This window comes from Pedobacter sp. AC163, from assembly GCF_979258665.1.
Genome location: NZ_OZ409872.1, coordinates 2739842 through 2758523 on the forward strand (window position 1 = coordinate 2739842; position 18682 = coordinate 2758523).

At 39.3% G+C, this 18682-nt stretch carries 13 protein-coding genes; 9 read left to right on the forward strand and 4 right to left on the reverse strand.

Features of this window, described 5'->3' with window-relative positions; all coding sequences use genetic code 11:
- The first annotated feature begins 94 nt into the window (after positions 1–94).
- The 9 genes from ACZZZK_RS11765 to ACZZZK_RS11805 all read left to right on the forward strand — a co-directional run bounded on the left by ACZZZK_RS11765 (position 95) and on the right by ACZZZK_RS11805 (position 11762).
- Positions 95–1405: an oligosaccharide flippase family protein gene (locus ACZZZK_RS11765; protein ID WP_463484297.1), complete on the forward strand. Its 1311-nt coding sequence runs from the start codon at positions 95–97 to the stop codon at positions 1403–1405.
- Entirely contained in the window at positions 1398–2315 is a 918-nt protein-coding gene (locus tag ACZZZK_RS11770; protein WP_463484298.1) for a glycosyltransferase family 2 protein, read from the forward strand. Before ACZZZK_RS11765 ends, ACZZZK_RS11770 begins: the two co-directional genes overlap by 8 nt.
- The gene (locus ACZZZK_RS11775; protein WP_463484299.1) at positions 2312–3721 is read left to right on the forward strand and encodes an O-antigen ligase family protein; all 1410 of its coding nucleotides are present in this window, start codon (positions 2312–2314) and stop codon (positions 3719–3721) included. Before ACZZZK_RS11770 ends, ACZZZK_RS11775 begins: the two co-directional genes overlap by 4 nt.
- The gene (locus ACZZZK_RS11780; protein WP_463484300.1) at positions 3714–4820 is read left to right on the forward strand and encodes a glycosyltransferase family 4 protein; all 1107 of its coding nucleotides are present in this window, start codon (positions 3714–3716) and stop codon (positions 4818–4820) included. Before ACZZZK_RS11775 ends, ACZZZK_RS11780 begins: the two co-directional genes overlap by 8 nt.
- Before the next feature lie 59 nt (positions 4821–4879).
- The gene (locus ACZZZK_RS11785; protein ID WP_463484301.1) at positions 4880–5818 is read left to right on the forward strand and encodes a class I SAM-dependent methyltransferase; all 939 of its coding nucleotides are present in this window, start codon (positions 4880–4882) and stop codon (positions 5816–5818) included.
- Positions 5815–7056 carry a glycosyltransferase family 4 protein gene (locus ACZZZK_RS11790; protein WP_463484302.1) on the forward strand — a complete coding sequence of 414 codons (1242 nt, stop codon included), beginning with the start codon at positions 5815–5817 and terminating at the stop codon, positions 7054–7056. Before ACZZZK_RS11785 ends, ACZZZK_RS11790 begins: the two co-directional genes overlap by 4 nt.
- On the forward strand, positions 7057–8163 hold the full coding sequence (locus tag ACZZZK_RS11795; protein WP_463484303.1) for a DUF1972 domain-containing protein: 1107 nt from the start codon (positions 7057–7059) through the stop codon (positions 8161–8163). It abuts the gene before it with no gap.
- Between the two features lie 185 nt (positions 8164–8348).
- Positions 8349–10664: an SLBB domain-containing protein gene (locus ACZZZK_RS11800; protein WP_463484304.1), complete on the forward strand. Its 2316-nt coding sequence runs from the start codon at positions 8349–8351 to the stop codon at positions 10662–10664.
- Positions 10665–10667: 3 nt separating this feature from the next.
- Positions 10668–11762: a hypothetical protein gene (locus ACZZZK_RS11805; protein WP_463484305.1), complete on the forward strand. Its 1095-nt coding sequence runs from the start codon at positions 10668–10670 to the stop codon at positions 11760–11762.
- Positions 11763–12657: 895 nt separating this feature from the next.
- Here ACZZZK_RS11805 and ACZZZK_RS11810 read toward each other — a convergent pair.
- From ACZZZK_RS11810 to ACZZZK_RS11825, 4 genes are read right to left on the reverse strand one after another with little or no spacing between them, the layout of a single operon-like run.
- Entirely contained in the window at positions 12658–14364 is a 1707-nt protein-coding gene (locus tag ACZZZK_RS11810) for a capsule assembly Wzi family protein (protein ID WP_463484306.1), read from the reverse strand.
- Positions 14365–14375: 11 nt separating this feature from the next.
- Positions 14376–16061, reverse strand: coding sequence for a capsule assembly Wzi family protein (locus tag ACZZZK_RS11815; protein ID WP_463484307.1), 1686 nt, complete (start codon positions 16059–16061; stop codon positions 14376–14378).
- Positions 16058–16708 (reverse strand): hypothetical protein, encoded by a 651-nt coding sequence (locus ACZZZK_RS11820; protein WP_463484308.1) that lies wholly within the window; start codon positions 16706–16708, stop codon positions 16058–16060. Before ACZZZK_RS11820 ends, ACZZZK_RS11815 begins: the two co-directional genes overlap by 4 nt.
- Before the next feature lie 11 nt (positions 16709–16719).
- Positions 16720–18654, reverse strand: a complete 1935-nt coding sequence (locus tag ACZZZK_RS11825; RefSeq protein WP_463484309.1) for a polysaccharide biosynthesis protein — start codon at positions 18652–18654, stop codon at positions 16720–16722.
- Between the last annotated feature and the right edge of the window lie 28 nt (positions 18655–18682).

Consider the following 18682-nt stretch of genomic DNA (forward strand, 5'->3'; position numbering starts at 1 on the left):
TTGGATAAGATAACCGTCAAACGACATCAAATTCGTAAGCTTAACAACAAAAAACAAGCCAAGCTTAGCCCTCTGGCAAAACATTTTTAATGCCATGTTCTATTTTATTTATATAAATTTGCCAAACATCTTCCAAAAAGTTTTGAAGCAAGTTCTATCAAATTTTATAAATGGTTTAAAGGAAACTAAAATAGTTTCCAATTTCTTTAATTTAAGCAGTATTCAAATTTCTAACATATTGCTCATACTGTTGATGTATCCTCTCATCACCAGAATAATTGGCATTGAAGCATTTGGCATGGTTATCCTAGCAAATACATTTTCTGGCTTATCATCAATTGTAATTAATTACGGCACCAACCAGTCTGGCGTGAGGGATGTGGCCATGTATGTGAATGAAAATACCAAATTAAGCCAGGTGGTTTCTAGTACACTTTGGGTAAGAACAATTATATTCATCCTCTACCTTATCCTTATTTTTTCTCTACAATGGGCCAACATCCGTTACTATCAATTTATTCTTTTATCCTCGCCTGTAGTTTTAGCCGAGGTTTTAAACCCATTGTTTATTTTCCTGGGCACTGAAAAGTTAAAAATTTACAATATAGCTAACCTTATATCTAAGGTTTTAGTGATTTTGGCCGTCCTGGCCTTTATTAAAGGAACAGAAGATTCAGAATGGGTAAATTTTATTATTGGTGCAGCCAGTACGCTAGCTTACGCAGTTTTGTTAATGTATGCCATGATTAAACATAAGTTAAACCTTCATTTACCCAATAAAGAAGAATTATCAAAAATTGGAAAAGATAATTTTTTCCTTACTGTTAATAATATTTCTGTCCATCTCCAGCAATCGTTGATGATCTTCTCCCTGGCAAAATGGGGAAACCCGCTGTGGTTGGGCGCATATTCCATTTGCGACAAAGTGATCGGTTCTTCCAGGATTCTTATTATATCGGTATCAAATGCCATTTATCCTAAAGCAGCTCAGCTTTATAAGGAAAACATCCATTCATGGAAAGTCTATAAAACCAAAATGGGAAAGTTAATCGCATTGATGTTCTTAACTTTATCGTTAGTATTGTTCATCATGCCCGAAATTTTCGTACACTTACTTTCAGGCGAACGAAACCAGGACGCCATCATGTATTTGAGGGTAATGGCCTTTGTTCCATTTTTAGCTGCATTAAACGTGCTTAATGTGCTCGATTTATTACTCAAGAATAACACCTTAGCTATATTCAGGATTGCACTCATATTGTTCTGCATATCGGCTTTCACTTCCTGGTTTCTCGTTACACAAGGGTTGCAAAAGTGGTTTGGTGCTTATACGCTTCTAATCGATGGAAGTGCACTAATCATGTATAACTATGTAATTAAACGTTCATCCAACAAAAATGCATAAGCCTGTAGCTATCATTATACTGAATTGGAATACCCCGGCACATACCATCAGCTGCGTATCCTCCATTACAGCATATTGTGATGAAGGCGATTACGACATTATCATTGCTGATAATGGCTCTAGTGACAATTCTTTATCAATTCTACAGCAACAGTTCCCGAATCACATTTTTATCGATAACAAAACCAATTTAGGTTTTGCAGAAGGAAATAATACAGCCTTGCGATACAGCATCGAAAAAGGTTATACCTACTCGCTTCTACTCAATAACGATACAGAAGTTGACGAAAACTTTCTTTCCCCACTAATAGCGCATTTAGAAAACAACCCAGAAACCGTCGCCGTTCAACCATCCATTTATTATTTATATCAAAAAGATAAACTTTGGAATGGAGGTTCATTTTTTAACAAAATTTTCGGTTTTACTTATTCAAAAAACAGCAAGAAAAGACAAGGTTTAAAATCTCCCGAAAGAGTAGATTGGTTAACGGGTTGTTGCATGCTGATGAGAAACGAAACGCTTAAAAAAACCGGTTTATTGAATAGCAAGTTTTTCCTCTATTACGAAGATGTAGATTTATCATTCCGTTTGAAAAATTTAGGGGATTTATACTATTTTCCAGGTACAAAAATCTATCATGAAGCAGGCGTATCTGGTCAGCAGAAAAGTAAAAATAGCGAAGGTTCTTTAAGTCCGGTTATCCATTATTACCTTTGCAGAAACAAGATCTGGTTCGTAAGGAGATATGGAAATCCCGTTTTCATCCCGATCATTTTTATTAAAGATTCGTTTTATTACGTATCGCTGTATAGCTATTTTATTATTAGGGGAAGAAAGAAAAAAGCAGCCTATCTTTACCAGGGAATAAAAGAGGGATTATTTACACCTTTAAGTTCCATCTGGCCATGATGATCATATTTCCACTTGTGTATTTATTTGCCTTTACCCTGGCCATGTCTGACATTGTTAGAGGAAAGAAGGAAGGTTTTATGCTTTTTCTCATTTTCGGCCTCTCGATATACACAACCGTATTATCAGTAACCTTTATGCTTGGTTTACGGAACATCATCATCTACCTCCAGTCTTTTAAAGAAATTTTGATTGTAGTGGTACTGAGTTTTAGTATCTGGAAATTAAAAACAAAAATAAAATTTCATTATATCGATTACCTGATTATCGGATTTTTCGGATATACTATTCTGTATGCCATTTTACCAATTGGCGAACAAGGTTTGGTAGATCGAATAATGGCTTGCAGAACTTTATCGTTCTTTGTTCTGGTATATTTCTGTGGCCGTCTTTTTAAATCAGAAGAGATCTACATTAGTAAATACTTTCACTATGTATTGGTGGTTTCCATCGCAGCAGCATTGGTAATGTTCACAGAAGTTTTGAATGACCAGCATTTACAAACGAGTACGGGTTATGCTGATTACAACTTTTACCTTTTTAACCTCGAGCCAAGTGGAAATTTTGGCTTAACGTGGACATTTGAATCTGAGGGTGGATACAAACGTTTTGCCAGTTTTTTTGCTAATCCCCTAGAATTTGCATCAGCTACAATTATTGCGCTATCCGTTCTTGCAGCGCTTTACACAGCCGAAAATTACTCCTTAAAACTCGATAAATTTGGATATATTGCGCTAGGCGCTACATTATTTTCCATCATTTTCGCGTTTTCAAGGTCAGCCTTTGCCAGCTACTTTATCTTAGTTTATGCCTATTCATTAATCACGAAAAGGAAATTTATCACCAACACCGTGCACGCCGGAGCCGCAATAGTTGCCATCTACATCACTTATTTATTAACGAAAGAACAAGACCAGAATGATGGTATTCAAATGGTGATTATCAATACCTTAAATTTCAGTAATCCTTCTAGCGTTGGTCATTTGGTGGAATGGATTCAGGGTGCTTTAGCGATCGCTTCAAACCCACTCGGACTGGGTTTGGGTTCATCAGGCAGGATTGGGGGCACATTAGGAGAAAACATTGGCGGCGAGAATCAATTCATCATTGTTGGTGTTCAAGCCGGAATTTTGGCGCTTCTACTATATCTCGTTATCTATATCTCTTTTATAAAAGAAGGAATTAAATGGTTTCACCGTCTGGAAGGCAAAGAGAAAAAAATCTGCCTTGCTTTATTATTAATTAAGATTGGCTTTATCGTTCCTTCGCTAACATCCGAAATAGAATCATCATCCTACATTTCTTATTTTACCTGGTTTCTATCCGGTTTATTTGTAAGCGTCATCTCTACCAAAGTTGCAGTTATAGAACATAAATCCACAGAAATTGAACCTGCCAATGCCTAAGCCATTAAAAATAGGAATTGACGTAAAAGATCTTCAGGTTGCACAAACAGGCACCAAAACATACCTCGAAGAATTGTGCAAAATATTTAAGCACAACACTAATCCGAGATATCAATTTTACTTCTTTGATACATTGTTTCCTCCATACCTGGGCAACCATAAACTGCTTAAACTCCTCGGACATTTGAGGTATCAATTTTGGAAACAAGTAAGCTTGCCAATTAAAGCCTGGCTTAAAGGTGTTGATGTACTTTTCTGTACGGATAATGTGGTGCCAATGTTAAAGTTAGGCTATAAAACCGTTCCGGTTTTTCACGATGCATTTTTCTTTGAAAGCCCCGAACATTTTAACAAACTTTGGCTTAAACTTACGTTGGCAACAGCAATACCTGCAGCAAGGTGCTCACCTTTAGTGATCACACCCAGTAGGTTCGCCAGACAGCAAATCCATAAATACACCAACATCGCAATAGAAAAAATGCCTGTAATTTATGAAGGACCGAAATCTCTTGGAACTTTCGTTGATTTTCCATCAAAAAATCATTTTGGAAAATATATTCTCCATGTTGGGGTAATGAATAAACGAAAAAACATTCCTGCCCTTATTCGTGCCTTTGCAAAAGTAAAACAGAGAGGCAATGACGATTTGAAGCTAGTTTTAGCCGGAAAAATAGAGAAGAAAATGTTTAGTGATGATAGCGAGGAAATTAACAAAGCGCTAGCTGAATCTCAATGTGAGCAGGATATCATTTTCCCGGGATATCTTTCAGACCAGGAACTGTCCGCAATCTACCAACATGCGCATCTATACGTTTTCCCATCTACTAACGAAGGTTTTGGCATCCCGATACTAGAAGCTTTCAAATACAGTTTGCCCGTACTTGTAGCCGATAATACCGCCCTGCCAGAAATTGGCGGCGAAGCCGTGCTCACCTTCGATCCGTTTTCCATTGACGATATAGCAGCTAAAATTGAAATGGCATTGAACAACGACTCATTGAGAGCAACGCTAATCAACAAAGGTAGGGAGCGTTTAAAGCTATTTTCCTGGGAGAAAACAGCCAAATCTTTACTCCAGGAATTTGAACGTATTCAGTAGCATATTTTTTGCTAACTTTGCCCGCTAAAATCCATATAGAAATATACTGGAGATAAATTATGATAAACATTACCTGTCCCATTTGTTTGAACGAAAAAACCCAATTAAATACCATTCTATTTAAGGTTAAAACGATTTCAGGTGAAGAATATGAGATCAGGGAATGTGACAAATGCCTTCATCATTACACCTATGTTGATCATGAAATCGATATTTCCTCTTATTATGATGAGAAAGATTATACGGTAAGAGATACCAAGGAAAGTATTTTCTTTAAAATTCAGAAAGCCGAATACAATCTGGTTCTCCACAAAATAAAACAGCATGTCCATAGCCATCCAGCAAGCTTATTAGATTTCGGCTCGGGAAAGGGACTATTTTTGCACTTCGCCAAGCAAAAGGGCTTCATTGTAAAAGGCATTGAGAGTTCTATGCCTCGTGCGAACTATGCAAAAACACATTTTGACCTGGACATTAACACAGAATACTATACATTTGGTTCCGTTTTTGGAAAACAGTTTGATGTGTTGACCATGTTTCACGTATTGGAGCACATCCATCTTTCAAATAATTTTCTAAGCAATCTTGTTAATGAAAATTTAAAAGATGACGGTTTACTCGTTATCGAAGTTCCAAATTTTGATAGCTGGCAATCGAAATGGGCAGGAAACAGATGGATGCATCTCGATGTACCGAGGCATTTAAGCCACTTCAAACCAAAAAGGATTCAGCAACTTGTAGAGGAGAATAATTGCAAAATAATAGCTACCTCCTATTTCTCGCTGCACCTCGGAATTGTTGGAATGGTGCAAACTATTTTTAGCTGGTTTGGATACAAAGGTTTCCTGATTGCTGATTTAAAACAACAAAAAACAGTGTTGTTGATGGTTAGCCTTTTGCTTGTTCTACCCTTTGCTATACTGCTCGAATTGTTCTCAGCGATGTTTAATAAAGGTGGCATTATTCGTTTATATGCAGTAAAGCAATCAAATAAATGAATATTTTAGTTGCAAACTGGACTTGGTTTCCAAGCGGAGGAGATTGGACGTACATAGAAAATGTGACCAAAATTTATGAAGATCATGGCCATACGGTTATTCCCTTTTCCATGCAGGATGAACGCAACTTTCCATCTGTTTATCAAAAATATTTTATCAGCAATATTAATTATAAAGCCTTAAACGCAGATAAAAAACTGACTGCAGGTTTTAAAATTGTATCGAATAGTATTTATTCAAAAGAGGCACAACAATGCCTGGAAAAGCTGCTTGATGAGGTAGATATCGGCCTTGCCCATCTTAACCTGATCAATCACTACCTTACGCCCAGCATCTTAAAAACTTTAAAAAAAAGAAATATCCCCATCATTTGGTCGCTACATGACTACACACCGATTTGCCCTGAAAGTACGTTTGTAAGCAATGATAAAATTTGCGAAGCTTGCAAAGGTGGCAAATTCTATCACGCTGTTATTAAAAAGTGTAAGAAAAACAGTTTACTTCCCAGCATAGCCGCATCCGTTGAGAATTATGTACATCATTTGCGTGGCTATTACAAAGATGTAGATCATTTTATTTGTCCTTCTAAATTCTCGTACGAGAAATTTAAGTCATTTAACTTCTTCAAAGAAAAGCTTCACCACCTGTATCATGGATATGATTTTTCGGAAGTGATTAACCTGAATCTATCTGATGCAGCAGCCCAAAAATATATTATTTATGTGGGGAGGCTGGAAAAAATAAAGGGTGTACATACGCTGTTAAATGCGATGAAATCTCACCCAGAAATAACGTTAAAAATCATCGGATACGGTACTCAGGAAGATGAACTAGCGCAATTTGCTCAAGACAATAACTTAATAAATGTTGAGTTTCTGGGTAAAAAAAGCAAAGAAGAAGTTTGGGCTCTACTTAAAAAATCTTCTTTTTTAGTCTGCCCATCTGAGTGGTATGAGGTTTTGGGGTTTACCATTATCGAAGCCATGTTATTGGGTAAGCCTGTAATTGGATCAAACATTGGTGCAATCCCTGAAACCGTAATTCACAATGAAACAGGGCTACTGTTTGAGCCCGCGAATGCGCTAGATTTAGCAAATAAAATCAATACATTGTTCTACAATGATGCTTTAATTACTAAATTCGCGAAAAATGCAAAAATACATGCAGAGAAATTATTTAACCAACAGCATTATTTCGAAGGGTTAACGAAAATAATTCCTGCATTACAAAATATATAAATGAGAATTGCAATTATAGGGTCTAGGGGTTATCCTTACGTGTATGGAGGCTTTGAAACCTTTGTAAAAGAGTTAAGCGAAAGATTGGTCAAGCAGGATGTTGAAGTACATATTTACTGTCAAAAAAATCTTTTTAATACCTTTCCGAAGCAAGTAAATGGAATATACCTTCATTATATCCCAACGCTTCCGCAAAAATCTTTAAACCAAATCATCCATTCCTTTTTTTCAATTATACATGCAACTTTCAGCAAAGCAGATGTATTGCTTGTAGTCAATCTTGCTGCTGGGCCTATGGGTTGGATTCCAAAGATTACCGGAAAAAAAACCATGATTAATGTAGATGGCCTGGAATGGTTAAGACCAAAATGGCAGGGCCTGGGTGCAAAATATTTCTACTGGGCAGCAAAAGCGGCTACCATTCTTTACGACAAAATCATTACCGATGCCGAAGGAATGAGACAAGTCTATCTAGAAGAATTCAATAAAGATTCTACCGTGATTGCTTACGGCGCACCGGACTATAAAAAGGCTGCATTAAATTCAATCGATCGCTTCGGCCTCAAAGCAGAAGATTATTATCTTATCGTAGGCCGCCTGGTTCCAGACAATAATGCTGATTTGATCATTAGAGGCTTCCTGGAATCTCAATCAACCAAAAAAATGGTTATTGTTGGCGATGTTCCTTATACCGATAAATACGCTTCTGATTTAAAGGCCACTCAAAATGAACGCCTCATATTTTTGGGCTATGTTAAAGACCAGGATGAACTAATGGCACTCTATCAAAATGCCTTTTCTTATATCCACGGACACAAATACGGGGGAACAAACCCGGCCATGCTAAAAGCAATGTCTAACCACTGCGCTATTTTAGCCTTAGATACCATTTTCAACCGTGAAATGTTAAATAACGGTGAATATGGGTTTTTCTTTGATGAGAATGCTGACTCAGTGGGTTGCATGCTCGAAAAGATGGAGTCTGAACCTGAAAAAATCCAGGAATTAAAAGACAAGGTGAGCTTAGGATTAACAGAAAAATACAATTGGGAAAAAATTACTCAAGCCTATAAAAACGAGATGGCGAAACTGTTGAGTAAAAAATAGTTTTGCCTACTCCTTCAAATTTTAAAGATGATTATGGCCTTTCATTCCACTGCTCGATATTGATAAGTGATATAAAATCAACGGCTTTGCACAGCGGTCTTTACCGCGAAATAACCTATTCATCATAAACGATGCATCAGTTTTTAACTTATATTTGCAGCTATATTACCATTAAAATTCAATTCATGCGCTTAAAATTTATCTACTGTGCTTTTCTATTGGTTATGTTATTGGCCACTACGTCATTATTCGCACAAATATCTGTCGATAATCTGAGTAAAGTGAGGGTTGAACAGTTATCTGATGCACAAATTCTGGAGATATCGAAAAGATTTGAGGCTTCTGGAATTTCCGAAGCTGATGCAATTAAATTACTTGTGGCAAGAGGCATGGATCCTGCAGAAGTTGACAAATACAAAGAACGACTTGCCGAACTCTCTTCCGGAGGAAAAACGGCAAAGGCGGCCGCTACCAGTACTCCGGCTGCTAAGCCTCAGGGAAATCAAAACCGCGATACCACCAGAATCACCGAAGCAAAGCCGATAAAGAAAAGCAGCCCAATATATGGTTACGAGTTTTTTAGCAACCCAAACATCAAGTTTGAACCCAATATTAGAATTGCAACACCTAAAAATTATGTCTTAGGCCCAGATGATGAATTGGCTATTTTGCTAACAGGAGTAAACGAAAGTACCACCAATGCCAAAGTGAGCCCCGAAGGAACTGTAAAAATTCCATATGCGGGTTTAGTTTATGTGAATGGCTTAAGTATTGAACAAGCAACGAGTCAAATCAGAGCGAAAATGGCCAAGGCTTATCCAGCGCTATCATCCGGACAAACCAAATTGACTGTGAATTTAGGAACAGTTAGAAGCATCAGGGTTACCATCATCGGCGACGTGGCCACACCAGGCACCTATACCGTTTCGTCTTTATCAACACTTTTTAATGCCTTGTACCAAAGTGGTGGCCCTACCTATCGCGGTTCATTGCGTAAAATTGAATTGATTAGAAATAACCGGGTTATTCAAACCGTTGACTTATACAATTTTCTTCAAAAGGGAATTCAAAGCGAAAATGTAAGTCTGCGGGATCAGGATGTGATCAGGATACCAGTATATGATACCAGAGTTGCCATAGACGGTGCGGTAAAAAGACCAGGTAGTTATGAACTTAAAAACGCAGAAACGCTGGCCGATTTAATTACTTATGCAGGAGGTTTTGCAGATCTGGCCTATAAAGGAATAGCAAAGGTTACTCAAGTTGGGCCAAAGGAAAGAAGCGTTAAAGATATTTCTTCAGATATGTTTGATCGCTATACCTTAAAAAACGCAGACTCAGTTTATATTGGCGCCATATTGGAACGCTTTGCTAATCGCGTGGTGATAGAAGGAGCCGTATATAGACCTGGTACATTTGAGTTGAATCAAGGGGTTACCCTAAAATCATTAATCGCCAAAGCCGATGGGCTTCGGGATGATGCTAACTTAGGAAATGGTTATATTAAAAGGATTACACCAAGCCTGGAAAAGGAAATGATTTCCTTTAATTTAGGAAATATAATGTCTGGAAAGATACAGGATATTGCATTAATGAGAGAAGATTCGGTATTTATCACCTCCACCAAAGATCTCAGAGATGAAACCTCCATTAGCATCGCTGGTTATGTTCGGGCACCGGGCACCTTCCAGTATAGAAAAGGGATGAGTGTTGCAGATGTAGTAAGCATGGCTAAAGGGTTCCAGAATGATGCAGCAAATCATAGAATTGAAATATCCAGATTAGTAAAAGATCTGACCGATACCTTATCCAATAAGCTGGTTAATATCATTACGCTGAATCTGGATTCGGCACTGAGTACTTCAGATGGAAATTTCCTCTTAGAACCTCTTGATTACATCTATGTGCCCCGCTTGGTCAACTATCGTTCTATTGGCAATGTAAAGGTACAAGGAGAGGTACTATTTCCGGGCGATTATGCGCAGCAAAGAAGAGATGAAACAGGAATGGAATTTATTAAACGTGCCGGTGGAATTACCCCAATGGGTTCGCTTGAAAACACTCAGGTTTACAGGAATGGCGTACGGGTAGATATGGATTTAACAGGAAAAAGAAAAAGACAGGCCAAAGATGCGACCATTTTAATGCCTGGAGATAGTCTCTTCATTCCTAAAAACCAACCTTTTGTAGAAGTGAATGGTGCAGTAAATAACCCACAACTATTGAGATACGCCAATTCAAATTTCAAATATTATGTTGATGCAGCAGGAGGTATTACCGAGAGTGCAAGGTTAAAAGGCGCCTATATTAAATATCCTAATGGCATAAACGCTCCGGTAAAGAGCTTCCTGTTTATCAAAAACTATCCAAAAGTAACAGCGGGTAGCCAAATAATTGTTCCGGAAAAGACTGGCAAAAACAAACTGGGCTTCGCAGAGATTACCACTATAGCGTCTGCATTAACTGGCATCGTAAGTTTAATTGCCATCTTATTTAAATAAATTATGTCAGTTGCTGAAAACGATAAAAAATACATCACGGCTGAGGAAGATTTTTCTTTCGCAAAAATGATCAGTGCCCGTAAAAAAGATCTTAATTACCTTTGGAAGTTCAAAATCAGAATTCTGATAATAGGATTAATCGGTGGTGCCTTAGGTGCGGTTATGGCTTACCTTTGGCCAGTTACCTATACGGCAAAGCTTACCTTTGTTGTAGAAGAGGGTAAATCGGGCGGGGGTGGATTGCTATCTTCACTTGCTGGCCAAATGGGCTTTGATATTGGCGGATTAACAGGTGGAACCAGTGGGGTACTTGCAGGAGATAATGTGCTTCAGCTCCTTACCAGTCAAAAAATGCTGAAACAAACGCTTCTGACACCTTTGGATAGTGGAGGCAAATATACTTTGGCCGATAAATATGCCGATGCTTATAAACTTAAGGCAGATTGGAAAGATTTAAAAACCAACGTCAAAAAGGAAACGATCATGTTTCCACCAGATACCAGGAATTACAGCCGGTTACAAGATAGTTTGCTACATGAAATGATCAGAAAACTTGCTGAAAAAGAACTTTCTGTCAGCAAACCGGATAAAAAACTTGGTTTCTTTGCACTTACAGCAACACTTAAAAATGAAGAACTGGCCAGTTTAATTTGTACCAGACTCATTGATGAGGCGACCAGGTTTTACATTGAAACAAAGACCAAGCGGTTACGGACTAATGTAAACAGGTTTCAAAGCCGTGCTGATAGTATCGGAAGATTGCTCAATAGAAAAACTTATGCAGCTGCCGGTGCCAATGCCATTATGCTGGATGCAAACCCGGCGTTTGCAACTTTAGGTGTAGGTGCTGAGCTTCAGGAACGCGATAAAAGAGTGCTTCAAACCATCTATTCTGAAATTATTAAAAACCTGGAAGTAAGCAGGTCTATGCTGATGCAGGAAACGCCAACTTTCCAAATAGTAGATGAACCTGAACTGCCATTAAAGAAAAACCGGATGAGGTACGCTAGCGGAATCGCGATAGGCGGCCTTGTGATTGGCGCCCTGTTTTGTTTAATTTTGTTAATAAGGAAGAAACCTGAGTTAGAGGCTCAATAGAACCCACGCCCGCCTATCGGCACCGAACCTGTCGAAACACCTTAATCCCAACTCTCCGATCTGTCATGTTGAGCCTGTGGAAACACCTTAAAGTGTATTTGAACAGGTTCTTCGAAAAGCTCAGGATGACAAGTAGATGTTTTCAGCTAATGAGCATTTGTAATCCCGTCTCTCCAGATCTGTCATGTTGAGTTTGAAACACCTTAAAGCTTATTTTAATAGATCCTTCGACAAGCTCAGGATGACAAGCAGATGTTTCCAGCTAATCAGAATTTTGTAATCCCGTCTCTCCCGAAGCTGTCATGTTGAGCCTGTCAAAACACCTCAAAGCGTATTTGAACAGGTCCTTCGACAAGCTCAGGATGACAAGTAGAGGTTTCCAGCTAATCAGGATTTTGTAATCCCGTCTCTCCCGAAGCTGTCATGTTGAGCCTGTCAAAACACCTCAAAGCGTATTTGAACAGGTCCTTCGACAAGCTCAGGATGACAAGTAGAGGTTTCCAGCTAATCAGGATTTTGTAATCCCGTCTCTCCCGAAGCTGTCATGTTGAGCCTGTCAAAACACCTCAAAGCGTATTTGAACAGGTCCTTCGACAAGCTCAGGATGACAAGTAGAGGTTTCCAGCTAATCAGGATTTTGTAATCCCGTCTCTCCCGAAGCTGTCATGTTGAGCCTGTCAAAACACCTCAAAGCGTATTTGAACAGGTCCTTCGACAAGCTCAGGATTACAAGTAGAGGTTTCCAGCTGGTCGGGATTTGTAACCCCAACCCTCCAGGATATGTTATGTTGAGTATGTCGAAACACTTTAAAGTGTATTTAAATAGGTCCTTCGACAAGCTCAGGGTGACAAAAATATCTATAGCTACAGCCTCTTTATCTGTAGATTTACAAATCTAAAACCGATAAGTAACCCCTAACTGTCCTTGAAAATTATATACAGTATTATGCGGAATATAATATTGGCTCTCCGTAAGATCCTTTTGCCTCCACTGGTAATTTAAAGATTTTATGCCCTGGAGCTTGGCGTTAAACAAAAGGTTTTTGTAATTCCATTCACCAACTGCAGCGAAAGCAAAATCTACCCAGCTTCTGCTACCACCTTTGGCGGCTGCAAAACGAGCATTGTCATAAAAATCGCGGTTGTGTTCCAAACGATCAAAAGATAAACCAAGCTTCTTGAAACCTTTAACCCAACTTAGCTCGAAGGATTGCAGATTTCCGCCTGTGCCAGATCCAGCACCTAAAACTTCTCCATTATTGGTATAGCCTTGACGGACCTCTCCATGATAGTAGAAACCTCCTGCATATCTTAGCAAAGTTCCATCAATGGTTTGAGACATCTGCGTAATCTCTGCATTAAATTGGATAAACTCTCCTTCATGCTTCTTTAATGGAACCATTTTCTTGATGCCAAAAAGATAAGCCCTGGAGTGATCGGGCGAACCTATAAAGTCTCTGAAATCATAAGAATTATCATTCAAGCCATACTCAAAATAAACTTCTGCATGTGCCTTTGGAAAAAGCCATCTGCCATAAAGCGAAGTTCGCTGATCACGGGCATTACCGTCATCACCAGCGCCTTCTCCTATTTTGGTTTTTTGAAAAGGAATAAAAAACGGGACATAATCGGCCAACTTGTTCAAGTCACTTCCATAAGACATGAAAGTTCGTGTAAATCCTAGAAATAGACCTGGAACCCATTTTGGTTGGTAACTGATGTTCAATCCCCCTAAATAACGCCAATCTTCACGGGGCTTATCATATACAACAGTTCCGCTTGATAATGTGGTATTCTCCAAAGGACTGAATCCCGAAGACTCCAATCGCCCTCCTATAATCTGACCTTCGAATGAACCAATATAAGTCTTAACTGGCCTTACTGTATTTAACGTAACATGTTTGAAACCAGAAGCGTTATTGCTCATCATTAAACTATTTCTCAAGCCTGGGCCCCACCAAATGTTTTCATTGGATAAACCTACTGAAGCCGGACCTACTGTTAAACGAATGCTACTCTGCCCCCATCCCAATTTGGAATAAGAATTATTGCCGTATCGCTCTGGGTTATCAATGTAGTTGTTGTTTCCTCCGTAATATGCGCCTAGCTCTGTATCATTCCGGTTTTCGCCATAACTTTCAAACTTTGCGTTTTGAGCAAAAACATATTCTGGTTTCAATTGAATACTCAATGGTCCTATTTTGGCAAAAAAACCTCCGGAAACTAAAGTTTGATAGCCTTTCGCTGGAATCATCGGTCCGTCATTCCAACCGAAAGGATGGTGAGAATTGAATTGTTGCTGCCAGCTGAAAGGCAAAATCTGAAATGTTCCTTTACCCTTAGCAAAATGAACGGGTCCTGATTTTTTCAGCCAGCCCTCCCTAAGCAATTGTTCTTCCGGATCAAAAATATTATCTTTCTTAATCGCTTCAGTAGTAATGGGCCTGTTGGTAAAAGAAATTGAAGAATCCAGTTGACCCAACAGCTGCAAGCGGCGGTAATAATCTTCTATTGTAGTTCCAACGGCTACCGTTTGTGCCTTCAGATTGAAACTGTAAGTCAATACCAAAGCGAGCAAGCCTATGCTAAAAATCTTCTTCATGATTATCAAAATTAAAAACGGTAGGTAAGGCCGGCTTGCACCTGCAAATTAAAAGCATCCTTTCCTGGCGTCATGTATAATTCGCCGGGGGCCTGTATCAAATACCACTGATAATTCAAAGACTGGATGCCTTGAAGCTTCGCATTAAAAATAAAATTCTTGTAATTCCATTCTCCGCTGGCCGCAACACTTAAGTCAACCCAATGCCTCCGGTAATCTTTCGAATCTACATAAGCATAATAATAGAAATCATTATTATGCACCAGCCGTTCAAAGTTGATTCCAAGTCTTTTCAATCCTTTTACCCAGCTCACTTCCAGGGATTGAATGTTTGCCCCAGGTCCAATCCCAGCACCTAAAACTTCCCCTCTGTTGGTGTAGCCGTGGCGCACACTTTTGCTGCTGTACCAACTTTCTAAATTTAACACCTTAGCGATGTTGGTTTCCTGTAATTGCGTCACTTCAGCACTCAGCATCAGTTGCTCTTCTTTTCTGGATCCGAAAGGAAACAATTTCCTAAGTCCAAATATATAAGCACGGGAAACGTTCGGTTCCAAAGCCAGATCACTGCTACTGCCCGAATAGTTATTCCTTCCATACTCGAAATAGACTTCAGCCTTTTCTTCTGTCCACAACCAACGCATAAAATAAGAATTCCGTTGGTCGCGTTTATTAATCGCCTCGGCAGCGGCTTCTTGTTTCTTCGACGAGAAAAAGGGCAAGTAATCTCCAAATTTATTTAGTCCATTGCTGTAAGTCTGCGCACTTCGGGTTAAACCCAAAAATAAACCAGGTACCCATTTAGGTTGCCAGGTAATCGCCAAACCACTAAGGTAGCGCCAATCATTCGGTTTTTCCACATAAAGCGGCTGACCAAAATATTCCCGTTCTGGTTCCAGCACACCATAACCGGAGCCTTCCAAACGGCCTGCAATAATCTGCCCTTCAAAAGAACCTATAGGAGTTGAAATTGGCTTACGTGTATTTAAAGTCAGGTGTTTAAAACCAGGGGCGGTATTGCTCATCAACAATGAGTTACGTAAGCCTGGACCCCACCACAAATTCTCAGTAGACAAACCAAAAGATAAGGCTTTATAATTTAACCGAATGCTGCTTTGCCCCCAATACGCTTTGGTAATACCCGATTTTCCGAAACGGGCGGGTAAATCTATGTTATTATAAAAATCATAGTAACGGGCGGTAATCACATCGTAATGGTCTTTATCAAAGGTATCGAAGCTACTGTTGGCCGCGAGTAACACTTCCGGCTTAAACTGAACACTCAGTATACCATATTCAGCATATATCCCCGCCGAAAGCAAAGACTGTAATCCCTTCGCAGGAATCATCGCTCCATCGTTCCAACCGTAAGGGTGATGGGAATTGGTTTGCAACTGAATACTCATCGGCAATAACTGCCACTTTAGCTTTCCATTCTTTGAAAAGCCTGAATGATCCGCATCCAAAAGATTATAACGTTGTTCGAGCGAATCAGGATAGGCAAAATCCTTTATTTTAAAAGCAGCAGACGGTATAAGTGGTCGGATGGTAAAGGATATGGTCGAATCTAATTTCCCGGCCAGCTGCGCCCTGCGATAATAATCTTCAAGGGCCTGACTCCCTACCGGAAGGCTTTGGCCATAAGCTAGATTGCCCAAACACAGCAAGGCGAGCATGAGTTGAATCGGCTTTCTCATAAATTAATTACTTTCACTGTCAGATTATCTATAGACCAGCTTTCATCACATTTTGGATCAGGCGCATTGGTTTGAATGAGTTGATCCCGGCATTGCATCAACAAATTAGCTTGCTGATGTTCAATCACCTTTTTGATTTTATAAAGCGTGGTACCACCCATTTTGCCAGCCAGATTACATACGCCAGGCAGATTGGTATTGCTCGCTCCGCTTTTAGGATTATGATAAGCATTGGGGTAATCATTCGGATAAGATTGAGGCGGACAGAAGCCGCTATTGTCGCAATCTTCATTTGAAAATGTGGTATTAATATAAAGATTACCATCCACAATCATTTTCCAGATGTCGGGTCCATCAATACCTTTGCTGGTTTTATTTCCATCCCAGCTATCATGGATATATAAATCGAAGGAAATTTCTACCAGTTTATGAGCGGGAAGGTCATTCAGAGTTAAATCGAAACCGGATGAATTATAACGGCCTAAAACGGTTGATCCGTTGTATTTTTCGGCAAGGGCATTTGAGATCCCCTTCGTGTTCTGACCTTCAAAATCGTTAAAATAAACCTCTTGTTCATTTTTAACTTCTTTAGCACAGGAGGCTAAAAAAAAAACCATAACGGCCAGTAAAATCTTATTTTTCATCATATCATTCAGGTTTAAGGCAATTGATCCAATTCTTCAAAAATTGAATTCTTACTCTTAAACTCTGGTACCAGTTTTTTCATGTTGATCACCACCTGCCTGTCGTTATCTGATTTGGCTGAAGCAATCAATTCATATATCTGACGCTCCACTTCTTCGAAAACATATTCCCTTACTTTCCCAATCATAATCTGATCGTGATGGGTGGGCAAGGTGTTCTCATTATCATTAAGTAATTCTTCGTAGAGTTTTTCTCCTGGCCTCAAACCCGAATATTCGATCATCACATCTACATTGGGCTCTAAACCGGCCAGGCGAATCATCTTTTTGGCCAGTTCCACAATCTTGACCGATTTACCCATATCGAATACAAAAATTTCCCCACCTTTCCCCATACAACCTGCCTCCAATACCAAACGGCAAGCTTCTGGAATCGTCATAAAATAACGGGTAATCTCTGGATGGGTGACCGTTAAAGGACCTCCTTTTTCAATCTGCTGCCTGAACCTTGGAATCACGGAGCCATTGGAACCCAATACATTTCCGAAACGGGTGGTGATAAATTTGGTAATGGGTTTTACATTCAGTTCATTGATATATTGCAAACCGTTACTGAAGATAAAGCCATCTGTGCTTAAAGAATTATTCAGCGATTGCACATAAATTTCGGCAATGCGTTTAGATGCGCCCATAATGTTGGTAGGGTTAACCGCCTTATCCGTGGAAATCATCACAAACTTTTGCACTCCGTATTTCACTGATTTATCTGCAATGGTTTTGGTACCCAACACATTGGCCTTAATGGCCTCTGCCGGATTGTCTTCCATTAAAGGCACATGTTTGTAGGCGGCAGCGTGATAAACGTAATGCGGTTTGTAAGTTTCAAATAACTTATCCATACGTTGCTCATCGCGAACATCCCCTACAAAAGCATGAAAGTTTTTGCTGCTATTGGTTTCTTCTAATTCTAAATAAAGCTCATGCAAAGCCGTTTCCGATTGATCGCAAAGAATAATCAAGCCCACATCAAATTTAGAAAGCTGGCGTACAATCTCACTCCCAATGGAACCTGCAGCGCCAGTGATTAAAATGCGTTTATTATTGAGCATCTGACCAATGCCTTCAATATCAATCTTAATGGATTTCCGATTTAATAAATCTTCAATATTCAGCTTTTGGATTTGTGCCGGTTTCAGCTGTCCATTCATCCACACATCTAATGGCGGAATATTAAGTACCTTGATATCGTTCTCCAGGCAAATGTCTACAATCGCATCTTTCTTTTCGATCGGAATGGTATATGAAGCAAAAATGATTTCATCCAGTTCATGTTTATCTACCAGTTGTGGCAATGTTGCTGCATCCAGAATCTTTACCCCGTCAATAGTCTTGCCCACTTTGCGCACATCATCATCCACAAAAGCGACAATCGTTTTATTAACACTCCCATCATGATCAAAAGTCCGTTTCGTGGCTAAACCGGCTTCACCTGCGCCGTAAATAATTACCTTCTTTTTGTCCAGGTTTAAGTTTTTGATGTAAAGAAAAAAGTATTTGATCAATACCCGGTAAGTCATCAGCAATAGAAAGCTGGTTAAGCCATTGGTAATTAGAATCGTTGTGGAGATAAGCGGATAGTTGAAAAAGGTGATGCCAATCAGATTCATCACAAAGAAAGTACCGTTGGCAATCACCACAGAAATGAGAATCCGAAACGAATCCTGCGCACTGGTATACCTGATGATGCCGGTAAAGGTTTTGATATGAAAGAAAACAGCCACAGTGATCATTCCCATTACGAGAAGATTCCTGGCAAGTTCCGGAATTTCCACGGCAGTTAAATCGAGATTATGCTTTAATGAATAAGCAAAAACCAAAGACAAAGACGAGATGATCAGATCCAGAATGAAAATGACCCAGCGTGGGACAATATTAAATTGAGTAAACAAAATACAATAGGCTAAATTTTAGTAAAGA